The organism is Pseudomonas sp. Y5-11 (genome assembly GCF_022368695.1).
GTDB lineage: Bacteria > Pseudomonadota > Gammaproteobacteria > Pseudomonadales > Pseudomonadaceae > Aquipseudomonas > Aquipseudomonas parakoreensis.
Genome location: NZ_CP058974.1, coordinates 4,823,224 through 4,843,282 on the forward strand (window position 1 = coordinate 4,823,224; position 20,059 = coordinate 4,843,282).

Below are 20,059 nucleotides of genomic sequence, written 5' to 3' on the forward strand. Positions count from 1 at the left end.
TCAGTGCGCCTTGTGCTCGACGGCTGGAGCGTCAGCCTGCAGCTTCTGCACATCGCTCACTGCCAACTCTGCCGACTGGCCGCCCCAGCCTTGACGCAGGTAGTTCAGCAGATCGGTCAGCTGTTCAGCGCTGAGCCTGTCAGCGAATCCCGGCATTGGCTGCATGTGTTCGAACCCGGCGAATTTCTGCTCGCCGATGCCGTCCTCGATCACCCGCAACAGATTGAGCGGATCTTCCAGACGCAGCGTGGTGTTGCCGCGCATGGCCACGGCGATGTGCGGCTTGCCTTCGCCGCCGGCAGCATGGCAACCGGCGCAGACGTTCAAATATTCCTGACGACCGCGCTGGGCGCTCGGGCTGAGTTTGTCCAGCGACACTTCAGTCAGCTCTTTCGCCGCGGGTGGCTTGTCGCCAAGCAGGAACGTCGCCATCGCCGCCAGATCCTGATCGTTCAGGCCCTGGGTGCTGTTGTGGAACACCGGGAACATCTCGTTGAACATCGTGCCCTGGGCGCTCATGCCGTGCTTGAGGAACGTGCTCAGGTCCTGCTGATTCCAGCCGCGCGCCGTCAGATCGGTGGCGAGCAGGCTCGGTGCCAGATAACCGTTGAGGATGCCGCCGGTCAGGCGTTTATCCAGCTGCATCGCACCCGGCAGGCCACGTGGTGTGTGGCATTCGCCGCAGTGACCGAGCACCTCGACCATGTACTGGCCGCGCTTCCAGGCTTCGCTTTTGCCTTCGGCAGATTCCAGCTTCAAGGCTTTGCCGTACAGCATATTCCAGCCAATCAGGCCCGGACGCACGTTAAACGGAAAGCTCAGACTCGTGACCGGCGCGGCGCGCTCGATCGGCTCGATGGTTTTCAGATACGCGTGAATCGCATCCGAGTCTTCCCGCGGGACCAGGTGATACGAGGTGTAAGGCATCGCCGGATACAGATTCGCCCCGTCGCGACGCTTGCCTTCGGTCAGCGCAGCGAAGAATTCGTCATCGCTGTACAGGCCGATGCCGTGCTCTTTGCTCGGAGTGATGTTGGTGCCGTAGATGGTGCCGAACGGCGAGACGATCGGCAGCCCGCCGGCAAACGGCGCGCCGCCCGGTGCGGTGTGGCACGCCATGCAGTCGGCCGCGCGGGCGAGGTATTCGCCGCGCTTGACCTGATCGTCGGCGTGGGCAAACAACACCGGCGCAGCCAGCCCGACCGCCAGGGTCAAGCGGGTCAATAGATGCTTCATGCTCAACCCTCCTTGACCAGGCCGAGATCGGTCAGCACGTTGCGCGTGGCGTTGTAGTAACGCACGTACCCGGTGCAACGACAGACGTGATGGCCGAGGCTGTCTTCGATGACGCTTTCCAGCTGGCTTTTGACGATCGGCTGGCGCTGCAGCTTCTCCACCAGCACCGTCGCGGCGTTGACGAAGCCCGGCGCGCAATAGCTGCACTGGAAGGCGAATTCGTCGACGAAACGCTGCTGGATCGGGTTCAGCTCAGTGACCTGACCGCTCTCATCACGTTTGGCGTGACCTTCGATGGTGCGGACTTTTTTGCCCTCGAAGTAATGCGCGCCGGTGATGCAGGTGCGCACTTCTTCGCTGGTGCCGTCCGGGTTGTCGACGATCACCACACAGGCGTGGCAGATGCCCTGGCCGCAGCCCAGGCGCGAACCGGTGAGATTCTTGTATTCGTGCAGGTAGTCGATCATCGGCAGGTCATCAGGGATGTCCACCGGGCCGACGGATTGACCATTGAGGGTCAGTTGAAGCGGACGGTTAGCCATTGAGGGCCTCCTTGATGCGCGCAGCAGTGATTGGCAGATCGCGAACACGTTTACCGATGGCATGCGCCACGGCGTTACCGATGGCACCAACCACCGGAATCATCACCACTTCGGCGATGCCTTTGGACGGATCGCTTGGCGACAGCGGCGGCAGAATCTCCGCGGTCTGCTTCCACACCGCGACGTGACGGGCCATCGGCAGGCGATAACGGTTGAAGTTCCAGTCACCCTCCCCCGGTCCGCCTTCGTACAGCGGCATCTCTTCCATCAATGCGTGACCAATACCCATCGCGATACCGCCTTCGAGCTGGCCCTTGACCAGTTCTTCGACCAGCACCCGACCGCACTCGACCCACGAATGGTGGTTGAGCACTTCGACTTCCGCCGAGCCTTTGTTGACCTTCAGCTCGACCAGCGTCGCGACCGGGCTGTAGTAAGTCACCGCGGCATTGTTCAACTGAACCACCGGGTAGTTGATGTTCTGGCGATCCAGCAGGTGGAAACCAGCGGTGTTCATCAGCGCCTTCTTCGCCTTCGGCGCACCATCGCCGTACTTCACCGCCAGACCGTCGAGCGGCAGACGCTCGCGCACACCGTCGATGCTGTATTCAGCCTCGGCCCAGCTCCAGCGGTTGAACGCGTGAACGGTGGCACCGGTGACCAGGCCACGTTCGTGAGCGCGCTTGGCCAGCTCTTCAAAACTCAACGGCTGCATGCCGTTGGCAGTGAGTTTGCCGTCGACCCAATGCGCATCTTCACGACGCACCACGTATGGGTTGGCTTGACCGCCGTAAGGGCCCTGACGCCAGATTTCCATGGCCGCCGGCCACAAGCCATTGTTGAACAGCACGCGCGCCGCTTCACGAGTGGCGTGGCTGAAATAGTAGGCCGAGTTGGTCGCGGACGACGCCGAAGCCAGCTTGCCAACCCAGCGCGGATTGCGCAGCAGGTTGTCCTGTTCGGCCTGGCTCATGATGTAAGGGTTGCCGCTGGTGATCAGCTGCATTTCCTGCCATTCGGTTTCACCGGTCTTCACTTCATGCGCGGGGCTACCGAGGAAATCGGCCACCACCAGCGCTTGCGAAGTGGACATGCCGGTGCCGATTTCGATACCGATGTGGCGCAGGGTGATGCGACCTTCAGCGGTGAATTCGATGCTGGCCATCGGCGCTTCCGAACCGGTGCCGAAGTCTTTCTGGCAAATGGCAAAACCCACGCCGTACCAGTTGTCCGGGTCGGCGGCTTCGCGCTGCTTCTTGATCGCGTCGCGGTTTTTCCAGACTTCGTGCACCGAAGCCTTGTCGAGAATTTCGTGCAGGCGCAGAGCACCCGCCGGGATCGCGCCCTGGGTGTTTTTCATCCCCGAACGCAAGGCGTTCTTGCGACGCAGATCAATCGGGTCAACGCCGAGACGATGGGCGATTTCGTCGACCATCATTTCGGTCGAGGCCATGCTTTGCAGGGTGCCGTAACCGCGCATCGACCCCGCCTCAACACCACGCGAGTGGTAAGCGGTGACCTGCAGATCGTTCTGCGGCATGTAATAGATCGACTGCGCTGCCGTGGCACCCACCGCCGCCACCGACGGGCTGTAGTTGATGCGACCGCCACCGTCGACGCTCATCTCGGCACGGAAAATCTTGAAGCTGTAGTCGTTCTTGTCCACCGCCAACTGGTAGCGGATGTCGAACGGGTGACGCTTGATGCCGCTCTGGAACTGCTCATAGCGGTCATTCGCCAGACGGATCGGCACACCGGCACCGTACAGCGCCGCGAGGGCTGCGTAGTAGACGAAGATGTTGTGGTCTTTGGAACCGTAACCCACGGTGTAACCCGGGTGCATGTTCAAATTGGCCAGGCCGAAGCGCGACGGCGCGATCATTTTCGCGGTCTCGGTCGCGGCTTCCAGCGGGCACTGAGTGGCGACCACGAAATGCAGGGTCTTGGTTTTCGGGTCGTACCAGCCGTTGCCGTTGTCCGGTTCCATCGCAGCCGGTTCGATCGACGGGGTCTTGTAGCGCTCGTCGAACACCAGCCAGTTGTCTGGCGGGCTATCGATCTCTTTCTTCATGCGATCGGCGTAGAACAGACCGCGCTCAGTCAGGTTGCCGTGCAGGTTCGGCTGAGAATTCCACACCGGCCGACGGTTCTTCAGCATCGGGAACAGGATCGAGTCTTTCAGGCTGGCGAATTCGTCTTCGTCGGCCGAGGTCGGACCGCCCACGCGCACGTAGCGGAAGCTGCCATAAGGGTCGCCTTCGTAGTACGGCACTTGTGCACCGTAACGAATCGCCTTGTCATTGAATTTGAGTTTGTTCTTGGCCTGGCGGAAACGCTCGAAATCGTTCCAGATCAGGATTGCTACGGGGTGACCGATGAACATCGGTACTTTGCCTTCCGGCAGCAAGGGGTCCGGCGCGTGCTCTTCCGGGAAGACGATGCCGTCCTTGTCCAGATCGGCCGCGGTAACGATGCGGTCAGGTTGCAAGTCGGCACCGAGCCACGACAGGTCGTAGCCAGCGTAGATACGGTCGGCCTTGATGGTTTTCAGCAGCATGGCGTGGCCCTGTTGCTCAGGCCAGCCCGGCATGTCCTTGGAGCGAATGTCGCGGGCAAATACTTTGCTGCCGCAAACTTTGGACAGCGCATCGTTACGCTGACGCGCCTTGCCGTTGTTGCCGAGCCACTTCTCGGACGGCACGGTGACGCTGGTTTCCATCAAGGCAGCCAGCGCCTGACTGCTGAGCGGCGTGAGCGTGACGCTCACACCCGCCACCAGCCCGCCCTGGAGGAACGAGCGCCGGGATATATCACGGTTGGACATGGATCATCCTCTGGGCGGTTATGTGTCCGCCCTTCTGGTTATCTACTGGGAATCTCGAGTCTTGCAGAAGCCCTTCTTGGCTAAACAAAGGGCGTGTTGACAGTGCAAAGCTGACCGAAAGGTTAACTTTAAAGGTTTCCGCGCTCGCAGCAAACAACCAGTTACAAAAATTTGACTAAAGAATCAAAAAATCAATGCGACGTGGCACCGCATGAGGTCGATTGCCCCCCGCCATACACAGTCGAATGCGGTTGCCCACTTCATGCAGGCGCTGTCGAGTGAAACGAGGCTGCGATTTTTTGATCCTACTTCTACGATCAAGATCAAAATCAAAAGATCGCAGCGTGCCGCAGCTCCTACAGGGATTTGTGCAGGACTGGGTAGTGAAGGGAGAGCGGTCAAATTTCAGACACAAAAAACCCCGGTCTTTCGACCAGGGTCTTTGCTATCGATTCCGAATCAACCAAGGGTTGCTTTCGGTGCTTCAAGGCGTTCAGTGGTCCTTGAAACAGATATGGCGCAGCGGACGGGACTCGAACCCGCGACCCCCGGCGTGACAGGCCGGTATTCTAACCGACTGAACTACCGCTGCGTATCGCTTTGAGCTTGCGCTCAAGTAACTCGTTTTGACTGAAAGCTTCGATGCTTTTCAATCGCGAACCGGACAATGCCCGACTCGTAAAATATGGCGCAGCGGACGGGACTCGAACCCGCGACCCCCGGCGTGACAGGCCGGTATTCTAACCGACTGAACTACCGCTGCGCGTCGGTGGAGGCACTTTCAGCCTACCTCTTGCTTTCGCAAGTTTCTCGGTAGTGGTGGGTGATGACGGGATCGAACCGCCGACATTCTGCTTGTAAGGCAGACGCTCTCCCAGCTGAGCTAATCACCCGTTTGCATCTCCGAGGCCGCGAAATTTACGCAGGTAGCGAACCTAAGTCAATAGCAGGATTGAAGTTTTTCTGAAAAAGACGAAATTGTTTCCATCCTGCAAGACTGCATTCGCGAGCAAGCTCGCTCCCACAGGGGATTGCATTCCAAATGTGGAAGCGAGCTTGCTCGCGAAGACGGCAGTCCATTTGACGCAAATTCAGCAGAAGCACGCGATCTACTCGGTGTAAATCATCTTCTTGGTCATGCCACCATCCACGACGAATTCCTGCCCGGTCACAAACCCGGCGTTGCGCGACAACAGCCACGCGACCATCGCCGCCACATCCTCGACCGTCCCTACCCTGCCCGCCGGATGCTGAGCATGATCGGCATCGGCCAAAGGCTCTGCTCGACGCGCAGAAGGATCCCGCGCATCGATCCAGCCGGGACTGACTGCGTTCACCCGAATCTCCGGCCCAAGACTGATCGCCAGCGCATGGGTCAGCGCCAACAACCCGCCCTTGCTCGCCGCATAGGCCTCGGAATCTGCCTCCGACTGCCGCGCACGGGTCGAGGCCAGATTGACGATCGAGCCGTTGTGCGCGCGCAGATATGGCGCACAGTGCTTGGCCAGCAGCATCGGCCCGCTGAGGTTCACCGCCAGCACCCGATTCCAGTACGCCAGATCCAGACTTTCCAGGGTGATGTTGTGCGGATCGGCCACCGCCGCGTTGCACACTAACGCATCGAGACGACCGAACTGCCCAAGCACTTCAGCAACACCCAATGCCACCTGACTTTCATCCGCCACGTCCATGGCGATGAACCAGGCATTCTCACCCAGCACCTTCGCCACTTTCGAACCGCGTGCGCGATCAAGATCGGTCAGCACCACTTGCCAGCCTTCGCTGATCAGCCAGGCCGCGATGCCCAGACCGATGCCACGCGCGGCGCCGGTGACCAGCGCCACGCGGCCATAGGTACCCGCCGTCGGCGTCGACAACTCGATCACAATGCCGCCAGACCGCGCGACAGGTCGGCCTGCAGGTCCGCCACGTCTTCCAGACCGACCGCAATGCGGATCAGGCTGTCACGAATCCCCGCCGCCTCACGCTCCTGCGGCGCCAGACGGCCGTGGGAGGTGGTGCTCGGATGGGTGATGGTGGTTTTGCTGTCACCAAGGTTGGCAGTGATCGAGATCAAGCGAGTGGCGTCGATAAAGCGCCATGCGCCCTCTTTGCCGCCCTTGACCTCGAAACTCACCACCGCACCGAAGCCCTTCTGCTGACGCTGGGCCAGTTCGTGCTGCGGATGGCTCTTGAGCCCGGCGTAATGGACTTTCTCGATACCGTCCTGCTGCTCCAGCCACTCGGCGAGTTGCTGAGCGTTGGCGCAGTGCGCCTTCATCCGCAGGTTCAGGGTTTCCAGGCCCTTGAGGAAGATCCACGCATTGAACGGGCTGAGGGTCGGCCCGGCGGTGCGCAGGAAACCGACAACTTCTTTCATCTGCTCGCTGCGACCGGCCACCACCCCGCCCATGCAACGGCCCTGGCCGTCGATGAACTTGGTTGCCGAATGCACGACGATGTCTGCACCGAGCTTCAGCGGTTGCTGCAAGGCAGGCGTGCAGAAGCAGTTGTCGACCACCAGCATCGCGCCTTTGGCGTGAGCGATTTCCGCGAGCGCGGTGATATCCACCAGCTCGGCCAACGGATTGGACGGCGACTCGACGAACAACAGCTTGGTGTTCGGCTTGATTGCCGCTTCCCAACCCGACAGATCGGCCAGCGGCACGTAATCAACTTGCACGCCGAAACGCTTGAAGTACTTTTCGAACAGGCTGATGGTCGAACCGAACACGCTGCGCGACACCAGCACATGATCGCCGGCGCTGCACAGGCTCATCACCACCGCCATGATCGCGGCCATGCCCGTGGCAGTGGCGACCGCTTGCTCGGCACCTTCCAGCGCGGCAATGCGCTCTTCGAACGCGCGCACGGTCGGGTTGGTGTAGCGCGAGTAAACGTTGCCCGGCACTTCCCCGGCAAAGCGCGCGGCCGCATCGGCGGCGGTACGGAACACATAGCTGGAAGTGAAGAACATCGGATCACCGTGTTCGCCTTCCGGCGTACGGTGCTGACCGGCACGTACGGCCAGGGTATCGAACGCTACGCCTTCGAGGTCGCTGTCCAGCCGACCGGCATCCCATTCCTGACTCATGCTGTCACTCCTTGCCCTGTTCTGAATAAATGAAAGTCTTTTGCCAGATACAAAACCGGCCCCTCAGGGCCGGTAGAAACTCAGTTGTTGTACAGATCGATGATCGCACTGACCGCCTGGGTCTTGACCTTGGAGGCATCGTTGCGGGCCTGCTCGATCTTGTCCAGGTAAGCCTCGTCGACGTCGCCGGTGACGTACTTGCCATCGAAGACTGCGCAATCGAAATGCTCGATCTTGATCTTGCCGCCACCGACCGCCTCGATCAAGTCAGGCAAGTCCTGATAGATCAGCCAGTCTGCGCCGATCAGATCCGCCACGTCCTGAGTCGAACGGTTGTGTGCGATCAGTTCGTGAGCGCTCGGCATGTCGATGCCGTAAACGTTCGGGAAGCGTACCGCCGGGGCCGCCGAGCAGAAGTAGACGTTTTTCGCGCCGGCTTCGCGGGCCATCTGAATGATCTGCTTGCAGGTGGTGCCGCGCACGATCGAGTCGTCGACCAGCATCACGTTCTTGCCGCGGAATTCCAGTTCGATCGCGTTGAGCTTCTGGCGAACCGATTTCTTGCGCGCCGCCTGGCCCGGCATGATGAAGGTCCGGCCGATGTAACGGTTCTTGACGAAACCTTCGCGGAATTTCACGCCCAGATGGTTCGCCAGCTCCAGCGCGGCGGTGCGGCTGGTGTCCGGAATCGGGATGACCACGTCGATGTCGTGCTCTGGACGCTCGCGCAGGATCTTCTCGGCGAGTTTCTCACCCATGCGCAGACGCGCCTTGTACACCGACACGCCGTCGATGATCGAATCCGGACGCGCCAGGTAAACGTGTTCGAAGATGCACGGGGTCAGGGACGGGTTGGTCGCGCACTGACGGGTGTGCAGCTTGCCGTCTTCAGTGATGTAGACCGCTTCGCCCGGGGCCAGGTCGCGGATCAGGGTGAAACCGAGTACGTCCAGCGAAACGCTTTCGGAAGCGATCATGTACTCGACGCCTTCGTCGGTGTGACGCTGGCCGAACACGATCGGACGAATGCCGTGCGGGTCCCGGAAACCGACGATGCCGTAACCGGTGATCATTGCCACCACGGCGTAACCGCCGACGCAACGGTTGTGCACGTCGGTCACGGCGGCAAACACATCTTCTTCGGTCGGCTGCAGCTTGCCGCGCTGGGCCAGCTCGTGGGCGAACACGTTGAGCAGCACTTCCGAGTCGGAACTGGTGTTGACGTGACGCAGGTCGGATTCGTAGATTTCCTTGGCCAACTGTTCAACGTTGGTCAGGTTGCCGTTGTGCGCCAGGGTGATGCCGTAAGGCGAGTTGACGTAAAACGGCTGCGCTTCGGCCGAGGTCGAGCTGCCGGCGGTCGGGTAACGCACGTGGCCGATACCCATGTGGCCGACCAGACGCTGCATGTGACGCTGCTGAAACACGTCACGCACCAGACCATTGTCCTTGCGCAAGAACAACCGGCCATCATGGCTGGTCACGATACCGGCAGCGTCCTGGCCGCGGTGCTGGAGCACGGTTAGCGCGTCATACAGCGCCTGATTGACGTTCGACTTACCGACGATACCGACGATGCCACACATGCGACGCAACCCCTACTTAATGGATCTGAACTGAACAACACTCACTGTGGCGTTTTGGCCGACGGCAAGAGTTGCTCCTTGAACGGAATATCAGCGGGTACGCTGATTCCGCTGGCAAGCCACTGACTGCTCCACCCGAGAATCAGGTTTTTGGACCAGTCGGCGACCAATAGAAACTTTGGCACGAGCTGTGATTCTTTCCACCACCCGTCCTGCTGTACCGGCCCCAGGCTCAACAGCCCGACTGCCACGACCACCAGCAACACGCCACGCGCCGCGCCGAAGGCCATGCCCAGGAATCGGTCGGTGCCGGACAACCCGGTCACGCGCACCAACTCGCCGATAAGATAATTGATCATTGCGCCCACGATCAGTGTGGCGACAAACATGATGGCACAGCCCGCGATCACGCGAGCCGATGGGGTTTCGATGTATCCGGCGAGGTACTCGGACAGTGAGCCACCGAACATCCAGGCAACCGCTCCTGCGATGATCCAGGTCACCAGCGATAATGCTTCCTTGACGAAGCCGCGGCTCAAACTGATCAAAGCGGAGATGGCGATGATTGCAACGATCGCCCAGTCAACCAGGGTAAATGGCACAGTGCAGCCTACAGACGGATAAGGCGGCGCATTTTAGCAGAGCGCACCGCTGTCGGTAAGCTGCGATTTTCAGTGCATTTCAATCGAATCGATAGATCCTAGCCGCGCTCGGGCTGAAAGCGCACGACAAAACCCTTGAGGTTCTGCTGACGGCTCAACACATCCCGCAGACGATCAGCCTCGGCACGTTCGATCAGCGGCCCGACGAACACCCGATTCTTGCCATCGGCAGAACGGATGTAAGCGTTGTAGCCTTGGCTGCGCAGGGTTTTCTGCAGCGACTCCGCGCCCTCACGGCTCGACAGGCTGGCCAGTTGCACCGACCAGCTGACCGACAGACCGTTGGCATCGACCCGGCTTTGCGTGGTATCAGGCTTGGCCGCAGCCGCAGCAATCGGCTGAGCCGGCGCCGCAGCAGGCTTGGCAACGGGCGCAGGCGCAACCGGTTTGGCTGCCGGAGCCGGAGCCGGGGTCGGCGCGGGTGCCGGTGCTGCGGCAATCGGCATCGACGGCGCCGATTGCTCGGCCACTTCGTCGTCGCTCGGGACCGGCTCCTGCGGCAGTGCTTGCGGCTCAGGCACGGCCACCGGTTCGAGCTGCACTTGCGGCACAGCCGGCGCTTGCGGTGCAGACGGCGCCTCGACTGTCACTTGACGTTGCTCGTCCTGGCGGGAAAACAGCATCGGCAGGAAAATCACCGCCAGTGCCACCAGCACCAAGGCACCAACCATGCGCTGCTTGTACGCTTTATCCAGCAAAGCCATTTGCCGCTTCCTCCGTGGAGCGCCGGGCCAGCCACTCAAGGGCCTCGGCGACACAATAAAATGATCCGAACAACAGAATCTCGTCGTCACTGGTGGCCACTGCGCACTGCCCTTCCAGCGCCGCCGCAACACTGTCATAGGACGTGACGGATGCGCCAAGGTTCTGTAACCCGGCGTGCAATTCGCTGACCGGGCGCGAACGCGGCGAATCCAGCGGCGCGACCGCCCAATGCTGGACACTAGCATTCAATTCGCCGACAACACCATCCAGATCCTTGTCGGCCAGCAAGCCGAACACCGCCAGACGCTTGCCCGTCGGTGGCCGACTGGCCAGACGCCGCGCCAGAAATTCCGCCGCGTGCGGGTTGTGTCCCACATCCAGCAGCAGGTTCAAGCGCTTGCCATTGAAGTCAAAGGAGCGACGATCCAGACGCCCGACCACGCGAGTCGCCTGCAAGGCTGCAACGATCTGCGGGGCATCCCACGGCAGACCGAGCAACAGATACGCCTGCAAGGCCAGCGCGGCGTTTTCCATCGGCAGATCGAGCAACGGCAGATCATGCAGTTCGACCTGCAGGCCTTGCGCATCGGTACCGCGCCATTGCCAATGCTGATCAGTGACACCCAGGTCGAAATCACGCCCACGCAGGAAAAACGGACACGCCAATTCGCGCGCCTTGTCGAGCAACGGCTGCGGAGGATTCAGATCACCACACAAGGCAGGTTTGCCCTGACGGAAAATCCCGGCCTTCTCGAATGCCACGGATTCACGGGTGTTACCCAGGTATTCGGCATGATCAACGCCAATGCTGGTGACCAGCGCGATATCGGCATCCACCACATTGACCGTATCCAGACGCCCGCCCAGACCGACTTCCAGCACCACAGCGTCAAGTTTTGCCTGTTGAAACAGCCAGAACGCCGCCAGGGTACCCATTTCGAAGTAAGTCAGGGACGTGTCGCCTCGCCCGGCCTCGACTGCAGCGAAGGCCTCGCACAGCTGTGCGTCAGTGGCCTCGACGCCATTGAGCTGCACCCGCTCGTTGTAACGCAGCAGGTGCGGAGAATTGTAGACACCTACGTTCAGGCCCTGCGCCCGTAGCAATGAAGCCATGAAAGCGCAGGTTGAACCCTTGCCGTTGGTGCCGGTGACCGTGATCACCCGAGGCGCCGGCTGGCCCAGTCCCATGCGGGACGCTACCTGTTGCGAACGCTCCAGCCCCATGTCGATGGCCGATGGATGCAACTGTTCAAGGTAGGCGAGCCACTCGCCAAGGGTACGCTCGGTCATACGTTGGCAGGCACCGGTGGAACGACGATTGGCTCGACAGGAGCGGCGACGTAGGTCGGTGTCGGCTGACCGGTCAGCTGCGCCAGCAGATTGCCCAGACGTGGACGCAGTTCACGACGATCGATGATCAGGTCGATTGCGCCATGCTCCAGCAGAAACTCGCTGCGCTGGAAGCCTTCCGGCAGTTTTTCCCGCACGGTCTGCTCGATCACGCGCGGACCGGCGAAGCCGATCAGGGCTTTTGGCTCACCGACGATCACGTCGCCGAGCATCGCCAGACTGGCAGAAACACCGCCGTAGACCGGATCGGTCAGCACCGAGATGAACGGAATGCCTTCTTCACGCAGACGCGCCAGTACGGCCGACGTCTTGGCCATTTGCATCAGCGAGATCAGCGCTTCCTGCATGCGCGCACCACCGGAGGCGGCGAAGCAGATCATCGGGCAACGGTTTTCCAGGGCGTAGTTGGCGGCGCGCACGAAGCGCTCACCGACGATGGCACCCATGGAACCGCCCATGAAGTTGAATTCGAACGCCGACACCACCACCGGCATGCCCAGCAAGGTGCCGCTGACGGAGATCAGCGCGTCCTTTTCGCCGGTCTGCTTCTGTGCAGCAACCAGACGGTCCTTGTACTTCTTGCCGTCACGGAACTTCAGACGGTCAACCGGCTCCAGATCGGCACCCAGCTCGTTGCGACCTTCGGCATCCAGGAAGATGTCGATACGCGCCCGTGCGCCGATGCGCATGTGGTGGTTGCACTTGGGGCAAACATCCAGGGTCTTTTCCAGCTCAGGACGATACAGCACAGCCTCGCAGGACGGGCATTTGTGCCACAGACCTTCAGGCACCGAGCTCTTCTTGACCTCCGACCGCATGATCGAAGGGATCAGTTTGTCTACCAACCAGTTGCTCATGCTTTCTTTCTCCAGTACCGGCGGCCCGAACGCTCTGGTTCGCAGCCCCGCGTATGCCCTTCAGCTAAATTCATGTGTGTGGCGATGGTTGGTGGAACGCCGCGGTCAGCGCGAAACATGACCTGCGTGCAACTCCAGAAACCCTCAGCCTCGCCTGCTTTGTGCAAGTGCATTGATGGACGGCGGCAGACTGCCAGCCGTCACATCGAAGTAGCCGCTCCCTGCGAGCTGCTGCGTACGGCATTGATGAACGCGCGGATCTTCGCAGGATCCTTGATGCCCTTGCTCGCCTCTACCCCGCCGCTGACATCGACGGCGTACGGTTTGACCCGGGCCACGGCGTCGGCGACGTTTTCCGGGGTCAGGCCACCCGCCAGGATCAGCGGCTTGCTCAATTGCTGCGGAATCAATGACCAGTCGAACGCCTCACCGGTTCCGCCAGGCACGCCTTCAACGTAAGTGTCGAGCAGCACGCCACTGGCACTCGGATAGGCATCAACGGCAGCCGCGATATCGTCGCCGGCCTTGACCCGCAATGCCTTGATGTACGGACGATGCCAGCCTTCGCACTCTTCAGCGGTCTCGTCGCCATGGAACTGCAACAGATCCAGCGGCACGGCATCGAGGATTTCCCCCAACTCACAGCGACTGGCGTTGACGAACAAGCCCACCGTCGTCACGAAGGGCGGCAAAGCCTGAATGATCGCCCTTGCCTGCTGCACGCTCACTGCGCGCGGACTTTTTGCATAAAACACGAAACCGATGGCATCGGCCCCGGCCTCGACCGCTGCCAACGCATCCTCTATGCGGGTAATCCCGCAAATCTTGCTGCGAACGGCTGACATGTCGATAAAAACCTCAAGGTAAAAACCGGGAAAGTCCCGGATGGTAACAAAAGCGTCGGGAGGCGTCAGCCGTCAAGGTCCGAGAAACCCGTAAGGAAATGTGGCCCGATGAAACGCTCGGGCAGCGGGAACTCGTCGTGATACTCGACCTGCACCAGATACAACCCATACGGATGCGCTGTCACGCCACCGGAGCGTCGCTCCCGGCTCTCCAGCACTTCCTTCATCCACTCCACCGGGCGCTCGCCGGCACCGATGGTCATCAGCACACCGGCGATGTTGCGCACCATGTGGTGCAAAAAGGCGTTGGCACGGATATCGAGCACGATCATCTTGCCGTGGCGGGTCACCCGCAGGTGATGCATCTTCTTGATCGGCGACTTGGCCTGGCACTGACCGGCACGGAACGCACTGAAGTCGTGGGTGCCGATCAGATATTGCGCAGCTTGCGCCATGCGCTCGACGTCGAGCGGGCGGTGGTTCCAGGTGATCTCTTCATTGAGATGCGCCGGACGAATCTGATCGTTGTAGATCACATAGCGGTAACGTCGGGCGATGGCTTTGAACCGCGCATGAAAATGCGCCGGCATCACCCGCGCCCAACTGACACTGATGTCGTGGGGCAGATTGATATTGGCGCCCATCACCCAGGCTTTCAGCGAACGATCGACCGGCGTGTCGAAATGCACCACCTGCCCGCACGCATGCACCCCGGCATCGGTGCGACCGGCGCACTGCAGCGAAATCGGCGAATTGGCGACTTTCGACAAGGCTTTTTCAAGCTCTTCCTGCACCGTGGCCACGCCGGTCAACTGACGCTGCCAGCCGCTGTAGCGCGAGCCTTTGTACTCGACGCCCAGTGCCACGCGGTAAAAACCTTCGGGTGCCATTTCGGCGGCCGGATTATCTATGTTTGCCAAGGTGGGACAGCCTGCTGATGTACAAAGGCGGGCATTATAAGGCTGTGGGTCGGGGATGCCAGTTTCAAGATCAAAAGATCGCAGCCTTCGGCAGCTCCAACATGAGATTACGTTTCTCTGTAGGAGCTGCCGAAGGCTGCGATCTTTTGATTTGAAAAAGCAAACAAAAACGGCAGCCTTGATCGGGCTGCCGTTTTTGATTTACCGCTGACTCAAGCCAGGTGCGAAAGCATTTCCTTGGCCTCGCCCCGCTGCTTCTCATCCCCCTCGGTCAACACCTCGTTGAGGATGTCGCGCGCGCCGTCATTGTCGCCCATGTCGATGTAGGCCTGGGCCAGATCGAGCTTGGTGGCGGCTTCGTCGGTGCCGGCGAGGAAGTCGAAGTCGTCTTCGCCCAGATCATCACCCATGGCCGCGTCGGCTTCGGTGAAGGTCGGCTCGGCGATGCTCTGCGACAGACGATCCAGCTCGGCGTTGACGTCATCCAGCTCTGCCGCGAAGGCATCCGGTTCGGCCGGGTTGGTGTCCATCTCGTCGGCCAGCGACAGATCGAAATCGGCGGGCAGCTCCAGATCGTCCTGTGGCACTTCGTTGGCGACCACAGGCTCGGCCGGCGACAGGTCTTTCACGCCTTCGTCCAGATCCAGCAGGAAGTCATCGTCCGCCAGGTCAGCCACCGGGGCTGGCGCAGGCTCGGCACCAAGGTCCAGATCGAGGTCGAAGTCCGACAGGTCGTCGAGGTTCTCTTTGATCTCGGTCTGCTGTTGCAGCACCGACTCAAAGCTCAGATCGTCGTCAGCCGGAAACTCGTCCAGCTCCACTGGTGCTTCAGGTGCGACAACAGGCGCAGGCTCAACCGGGGTAATGTTATCGAGGTCGTCCAGACTCAGGTCGAACGCGCTGTCCAGATCGTCCGCCGCCGGCGCAGGTGCAGGCGCCTCGGGCTCGTCAAGCAGCAGCTCCTTGACGTATTGCGCATCGAGTTCGGCGGCGGCGGCCGCTGCAGCCAGACCAGCGACCGCGACTACAGCCATGGCCGGAAAGCGCTTTTTCAGTTCTTCGACCTTGGCGAAGTTGTCGCCATTGGCCACCAGTTGACGCTCCTGACCGACGAACGCATCGCGGTCACCCTGCTGACCATAGACTTCCATCAGTTTCAGGCGCAGATCACTGCGTTGCGGCTCAAGGCTGACGCCCTCTTCCAGCAGCGCGGCGGCCTGATTCAGGCGACCGGCATTGATATGCGACTGAGCCTTGTCCAGCACGTCATCGGAACGCTCGGCGGCCGGCGCGACCAATGGCGCGGCAATCGGCTCGGCCATCACCACCGGAGCCACTACTGGCGCTGGTGCGGGTGCCGGGGTGTTGAGCTTGACGCTGGCGGCAGGTGTTTCCAGACCTTCGAAGCTGCTTTCCGGCAGATCCTGTTCGGCAGAGAACTCCTGCTCTTCAGCCAAAGCGCGGGCCATGCGCAGGTGTTTCTCGGCTTCCTGCTGGGCTTTGCGGCGACGGGCCAGCAGCAACAGCAGAAGCAGCAACACCACCGCGCCGCCGCCGATCAGACCCAGCAGGATCGGATTGGTCAGCAGTTCATTGAAGGTTTTGTCTTCATCGACCACCGGTTTTGGCGCAACCACTGGCGTCTCGGCAGGCGTGTCGACCGGTGGCGCAATCGCCGATTCCGGGGTGGGTGCAGCTTCTGCCGGGGTCGCCGGCGGAGTGGCAGCCAGCTCAGCAGTGATCGCCGGCACAGCGGCGTTGGCAGCTGGCGCGGCACCGGTACCGTCGGCCTGCATTTTCGCCAGCTGATTATTCTTAAGCTCGATCAGGCGCTGCAGCTTGTCCAGCTGACTTTGCAGATCAGCCATGCGGCTTTTCAGTTCCTCGTTGTCACGACGGGTCGTGTCGAGGCTTTCCTGAGTCACCGCCAGCTTGTTGCTCAAGGCCTTGGCATCGCCGGCCGGGCCTTTACCCCGGGCCTTGGCACTTTCGGCGGAGACCAGGCTCAAGTTGTCTTTGGCATTCTGGCCGGTGCCGGCGTTGCTGCGACCACGCTTGGTTGCGTCGAGCTGCTGCTGGCCGGTACCCGGCTTGGCCACATAGCGACGGCCCTGACGCCAGGCTTCGTTCTGCGCGGCAACTTCGGCAATCGCTTTCGATTGTGGCAGCGCGGTGCTTTCCACCGAGTCCGGCAGACGCAACACTTGACCGGTTTTCAGCCGGTTGATGTTGCCGTCGATGAACGCATCCGGATTCAGCGCCTGAATCGCCAGCATGGTTTGCTGCACGGAGCCGCCGGTGCGCGCTTTCGCGGCGATTTCCCACAGGGTATCGCGCGGCGTGGTGGTGTACTGATTCGGGTGCGTGGCGCCGGTGGTCGGTGCGGTGATGGTCTGCGACGGCGCCGGTTGCGCGGCGGCGTCAGCGGTCTGTGGCGAGAATTTCGACGGATCCAGCAGCACAGTGTAATCGCGCAGCAGACGGCCATTCGGCCACATCACCTGCACGAGGAATTTCACCATCGGTTCCGACAGCGGCTTGCTCGACGTCACGCGCAGCACACTTTTGCCGCTGGCGTTGAGCACCGGGGTGAACGTCAGGTCGTTGAGGAAGGCCTGGCGATCAACACCGGCCTTGGCGAAATCTTCGGGTGAAGCCAGGCTCGGCACCACTTCGGCAGCGGTGAGATCCTTGACGTCGAGCAACTCGATCTCGGCCACCAGCGGCTGGTTCAGGGTCGACTTCAGGGTCAGCTCCCCGAGCCCGAGGGCATGCGCCATACCGGAGGACAGCGCCGAGGCGGCCGCTATTGCTAACACCAGTTTGCGAACTTGAACCATAGCCTCATCCTTTGTTTGAACGTTCCTCGGCCAGCGAGAAGATGTTGATTGCCGCTGCCGTAAGGCATTGCGCGCGACGACGACACATGCCGCGCGCGATCATTTCTTTGATGCCCCGGAAAGTCCCGGAGGGTGACACGTTATCAAGTGCTCCGGGCAAGCATAGCGCTCACCTAGAATCAGTCGACAAATTGTTGCCAAGTATCTTTTACAGCAGGTCTTTTATCAACAATTCAGCAACCTGCACAGCGTTGAGGGCCGCGCCTTTGCGTACGTTATCTGACGTCAGCCACAGATTAAGTTCCGCCGGATCGTCGACACCGGCGCGCACACGGCCAACATAGACAACGTCCTGCCCCACCGCGTCACCCACCGCCGTCGGGTAATCGCCCGCTTCAACCAGCTCGATGCCGGGTGCGTCTTCAAGTGCGGCGTTGACCTTTTCCAGGTCGACCGCGCTCGCTGACTGCAAGGTCACGCTATAGCTATCGCCAAAAAACACCGGGGCTTGAACGCAAGTAGCGGAAATCTTTAATAAAGGCTGCGCCAACACCTGACGCAGCTCGCGCACCAGGCGTTTTTCCAGCAGCGTGTGGCCTTGAGCGTCCGGCGTGCCGACCTGGGCCAGCAGGTTGAAGGCCATCTGCCGATCGAAGAAGGTCGGCTCCAGCGGACGCATGTTCAGCAACTCGGCGGTCTGCCGCGCCAGCTCAGTCACGGCTTCGCGACCTTGCGCGGAGACGGCGAGATTGGCGGTGACGTTGACGTATTGCAGGTCGAGCAAGTCGAGCAGCGGCGCCAGCACCACGGCCAGCGTCGTCGCCGACGGGCTTGGGCTGCTGATCTGGAACGGCGCGGTCAGACCGGCGATGACCTCGGCGTTGGCTTCCGGCACCACTTGCGGCGCCTGCTCGGCCGGCAATGCGCCGGACAGGTCGATCAGCGAGCAACCGGCCGCGTGGGCACGCGCCGCGTAGCTCAGGGAAACGGCAGCGCCCGCGGCGAAGAACACCAGTTTGACCTTGCTGAAATCGAACTCGTCGACTTCGCGCACGCGCACGTTTTTGTTGCGAAACAGCACCGAGCTGCCAGCGGATTCGCTGCTGGCCAGCAGGTGCAGGTTACCGACCGGAAAGTCGCGTTCTTCGAGAATCTGTACGAGGGTTTCGCCGACAGTACCGGTGGCGCCGACGACGGCAATATCTAGGGTCTGGGTCATGGTTCTACCTCTGGCGAAACGGGGGGAGCGGCACTTTACCGGGTGACTGCCATGCAGGCAATTTCTGTCGGAATGTGCAGTGTCTGCACCGGCCCCTTCGCGAGCAAGCTCGCTCCCACAGAGGAACGCATTTCTAATGTGGGAGCGAGCTTGCTCGCGAAGAGGCCAGACCGAGCGCCCGGGAAACCTGAGGCATAAAAAAACCCGCACCTCTCACAAGGCACGGGTTCTTTCATTGCATCAAAGGATCAACGCTCCAGCAGGATCCGCAGCATGCGACGCAGCGGTTCGGCCGCGCCCCACAGCAGTTGGTCGCCGACGGTGAAAGCACCGACGAATTGCGAACCCATGTTCAGCTTGCGCAGACGACCCACCGGGACGTTCAGGGTGCCGGTGACCTTGGTCGGGCTCAGCTCCTGCATGCTGATGTCGCGGTTGTTCGGCACCAGTTTGACCCAAGGGTTGTGCTGGCTGATCAGCCCTTCGATATCAGCGATCGGCACGTCTTTGTTCAGCTTGATGGTCAGCGCCTGGCTGTGGCAACGCATGGCGCCGATGCGCACGCAGATACCGTCGACCGGGATCGGGCTCTTGAAGCGACCAAGGATCTTGTTGGTCTCGGCCTGGGCCTTCCACTCTTCACGACTCTGGCCGTTCGGCAGTTCCTTGTCGATCCACGGGATCAGGCTGCCGGCCAGCGGTACGCCGAAGTTCTCGGTCGGGTACGCGTCGCTGCGCATGGCTTCGGCCACGCGACGGTCGATGTCGAGGATCGCGCTGGCCGGATCGGCCAGTTGATCGGCCACCGCAGCGTGGGTCGCGCCCATCTGCTTGATCAGTTCACGCATGTTCTGTGCGCCGGCGCCGGAGGCCGCCTGATAGGTCATGGCGCTCATCCACTCGACCAGGCCGGCTTCGAACAGACCGCCCAGGCCCATCAGCATCAGGCTGACGGTGCAGTTGCCGCCGATGTAGTTCTTGGTACCCGCGTCCAGTTGCTGGTCGATGACCTTGCGGTTGACCGGATCAAGAATGATGACCGCGTCATCGTTCATGCGCAGGCTGGACGCCGCGTCGATCCAGTAACCCTGCCAGCCGGCTTCGCGCAGCTTCGGGAACACTTCGCTGGTGTAGTCGCCGCCCTGGCAGGTCAGGATCACGTCGAGGGTTTTCAGCTCTTCAATGCTGTAAGCGTCCTTGAGCGGAGCAATGTCCTTGCCCACGGACGGGCCTTGGCCACCGACATTGGAAGTGGTGAAAAACACCGGCTCGATAAGATCGAAATCCTGCTCTTCCAGCATCCGCTGCATGAGCACGGAACCGACCATGCCGCGCCAACCGATCAGACCTACACGTTTCATCGCAACTACACCTTCTTG

15 protein-coding genes and 3 tRNA genes are annotated in these 20,059 nt (G+C 61.1%); all 18 read right to left on the reverse strand.

Going from position 1 to position 20,059, the window contains the following annotated elements:
- A complete protein-coding gene (locus HXW87_RS21415) occupies positions 1-1,236 on the reverse strand; it encodes a cytochrome c (protein ID WP_239777707.1) in 1,236 nt (411 codons plus the stop codon).
- Between the two features lie 2 nt (positions 1,237-1,238).
- Positions 1,239-1,778 (reverse strand): (2Fe-2S)-binding protein, encoded by a 540-nt coding sequence (locus HXW87_RS21420; RefSeq protein WP_047293235.1) that lies wholly within the window; start codon positions 1,776-1,778, stop codon positions 1,239-1,241.
- Positions 1,771-4,602, reverse strand: a complete 2,832-nt coding sequence (locus HXW87_RS21425) for a xanthine dehydrogenase family protein molybdopterin-binding subunit (RefSeq protein ID WP_047293233.1) — start codon at positions 4,600-4,602, stop codon at positions 1,771-1,773. Before HXW87_RS21425 ends, HXW87_RS21420 begins: the two co-directional genes overlap by 8 nt.
- A gap of 515 nt (positions 4,603-5,117) precedes the next feature.
- Positions 5,118-5,194 (reverse strand) — tRNA-Asp (locus HXW87_RS21430).
- 94 nt (positions 5,195-5,288) lie between these two features.
- Positions 5,289-5,365, reverse strand: a tRNA-Asp gene (locus HXW87_RS21435).
- 54 nt (positions 5,366-5,419) lie between these two features.
- A tRNA-Val gene (locus HXW87_RS21440) sits at positions 5,420-5,495 on the reverse strand.
- Positions 5,496-5,711: 216 nt separating this feature from the next.
- Positions 5,712-6,488, reverse strand: a complete 777-nt coding sequence (locus HXW87_RS21445; RefSeq protein ID WP_239777708.1) for an SDR family oxidoreductase — start codon at positions 6,486-6,488, stop codon at positions 5,712-5,714.
- On the reverse strand, positions 6,485-7,696 hold the full coding sequence (locus tag HXW87_RS21450) for an O-succinylhomoserine sulfhydrylase (RefSeq protein WP_239777709.1): 1,212 nt from the start codon (positions 7,694-7,696) through the stop codon (positions 6,485-6,487). The genes HXW87_RS21445 and HXW87_RS21450 overlap by 4 nt, the downstream gene beginning before the upstream one ends.
- A gap of 80 nt (positions 7,697-7,776) precedes the next feature.
- Positions 7,777-9,282 (reverse strand): amidophosphoribosyltransferase, encoded by a 1,506-nt coding sequence (purF, locus tag HXW87_RS21455; RefSeq protein WP_123448659.1) that lies wholly within the window; start codon positions 9,280-9,282, stop codon positions 7,777-7,779.
- Positions 9,283-9,323: 41 nt separating this feature from the next.
- A complete protein-coding gene (locus HXW87_RS21460) occupies positions 9,324-9,884 on the reverse strand; it encodes a CvpA family protein (RefSeq protein ID WP_007961197.1) in 561 nt (186 codons plus the stop codon).
- Between the two features lie 98 nt (positions 9,885-9,982).
- Complete coding sequence (locus HXW87_RS21465) at positions 9,983-10,648, reverse strand: SPOR domain-containing protein (RefSeq protein WP_047293229.1); 666 nt, start codon at positions 10,646-10,648, stop codon at positions 9,983-9,985.
- Entirely contained in the window at positions 10,632-11,939 is a 1,308-nt protein-coding gene (folC, locus tag HXW87_RS21470) for a bifunctional tetrahydrofolate synthase/dihydrofolate synthase (RefSeq protein WP_239777710.1), read from the reverse strand. The genes HXW87_RS21465 and folC overlap by 17 nt, the downstream gene beginning before the upstream one ends.
- Complete coding sequence (gene accD / locus HXW87_RS21475) at positions 11,936-12,856, reverse strand: acetyl-CoA carboxylase, carboxyltransferase subunit beta (protein ID WP_041066058.1); 921 nt, start codon at positions 12,854-12,856, stop codon at positions 11,936-11,938. The genes folC and accD overlap by 4 nt, the downstream gene beginning before the upstream one ends.
- A gap of 200 nt (positions 12,857-13,056) precedes the next feature.
- Complete coding sequence (locus HXW87_RS21480; RefSeq protein ID WP_239777711.1) at positions 13,057-13,701, reverse strand: phosphoribosylanthranilate isomerase; 645 nt, start codon at positions 13,699-13,701, stop codon at positions 13,057-13,059.
- Between the two features lie 65 nt (positions 13,702-13,766).
- The gene (gene truA, locus HXW87_RS21485) at positions 13,767-14,591 is read right to left on the reverse strand and encodes a tRNA pseudouridine(38-40) synthase TruA (protein ID WP_041066053.1); all 825 of its coding nucleotides are present in this window, start codon (positions 14,589-14,591) and stop codon (positions 13,767-13,769) included.
- 242 nt (positions 14,592-14,833) lie between these two features.
- Entirely contained in the window at positions 14,834-17,461 is a 2,628-nt protein-coding gene (locus HXW87_RS21490; protein WP_239777712.1) for a FimV/HubP family polar landmark protein, read from the reverse strand.
- Positions 17,462-17,669: 208 nt separating this feature from the next.
- Positions 17,670-18,680 carry an aspartate-semialdehyde dehydrogenase gene (locus HXW87_RS21495; protein WP_239777713.1) on the reverse strand — a complete coding sequence of 337 codons (1,011 nt, stop codon included), beginning with the start codon at positions 18,678-18,680 and terminating at the stop codon, positions 17,670-17,672.
- A gap of 248 nt (positions 18,681-18,928) precedes the next feature.
- The gene (gene asd / locus HXW87_RS21500; RefSeq protein WP_003226428.1) at positions 18,929-20,041 is read right to left on the reverse strand and encodes an aspartate-semialdehyde dehydrogenase; all 1,113 of its coding nucleotides are present in this window, start codon (positions 20,039-20,041) and stop codon (positions 18,929-18,931) included.
- Between the last annotated feature and the right edge of the window lie 18 nt (positions 20,042-20,059).

What these genes read in the sequence shown, in the direction of transcription:
- HXW87_RS21415 (WP_239777707.1), bottom strand. Translation starts at nt 1,236, where the DNA reads ATGAAGCATCTATTGACCCGCTTGACCCTGGCGGTCGGGCTGGCTGCG.
- HXW87_RS21420 (WP_047293235.1), bottom strand. Translation starts at nt 1,778, where the DNA reads ATGGCTAACCGTCCGCTTCAACTGACCCTCAATGGTCAATCCGTCGGC.
- HXW87_RS21425 (WP_047293233.1), bottom strand. Translation starts at nt 4,602, where the DNA reads ATGTCCAACCGTGATATATCCCGGCGCTCGTTCCTCCAGGGCGGGCTG.
- HXW87_RS21450 (WP_239777709.1), bottom strand. Translation starts at nt 7,696, where the DNA reads ATGAGTCAGGAATGGGATGCCGGTCGGCTGGACAGCGACCTCGAAGGC.
- purF (WP_123448659.1), bottom strand. Translation starts at nt 9,282, where the DNA reads ATGTGTGGCATCGTCGGTATCGTCGGTAAGTCGAACGTCAATCAGGCG.
- HXW87_RS21465 (WP_047293229.1), bottom strand. Translation starts at nt 10,648, where the DNA reads ATGGCTTTGCTGGATAAAGCGTACAAGCAGCGCATGGTTGGTGCCTTG.
- folC (WP_239777710.1), bottom strand. Translation starts at nt 11,939, where the DNA reads ATGACCGAGCGTACCCTTGGCGAGTGGCTCGCCTACCTTGAACAGTTG.
- accD (WP_041066058.1), bottom strand. Translation starts at nt 12,856, where the DNA reads ATGAGCAACTGGTTGGTAGACAAACTGATCCCTTCGATCATGCGGTCG.
- HXW87_RS21480 (WP_239777711.1), bottom strand. Translation starts at nt 13,701, where the DNA reads ATGTCAGCCGTTCGCAGCAAGATTTGCGGGATTACCCGCATAGAGGAT.
- truA (WP_041066053.1), bottom strand. Translation starts at nt 14,591, where the DNA reads ATGGCACCCGAAGGTTTTTACCGCGTGGCACTGGGCGTCGAGTACAAA.
- HXW87_RS21490 (WP_239777712.1), bottom strand. Translation starts at nt 17,461, where the DNA reads ATGGTTCAAGTTCGCAAACTGGTGTTAGCAATAGCGGCCGCCTCGGCG.
- HXW87_RS21495 (WP_239777713.1), bottom strand. Translation starts at nt 18,680, where the DNA reads ATGACCCAGACCCTAGATATTGCCGTCGTCGGCGCCACCGGTACTGTC.
- asd (WP_003226428.1), bottom strand. Translation starts at nt 20,041, where the DNA reads ATGAAACGTGTAGGTCTGATCGGTTGGCGCGGCATGGTCGGTTCCGTG.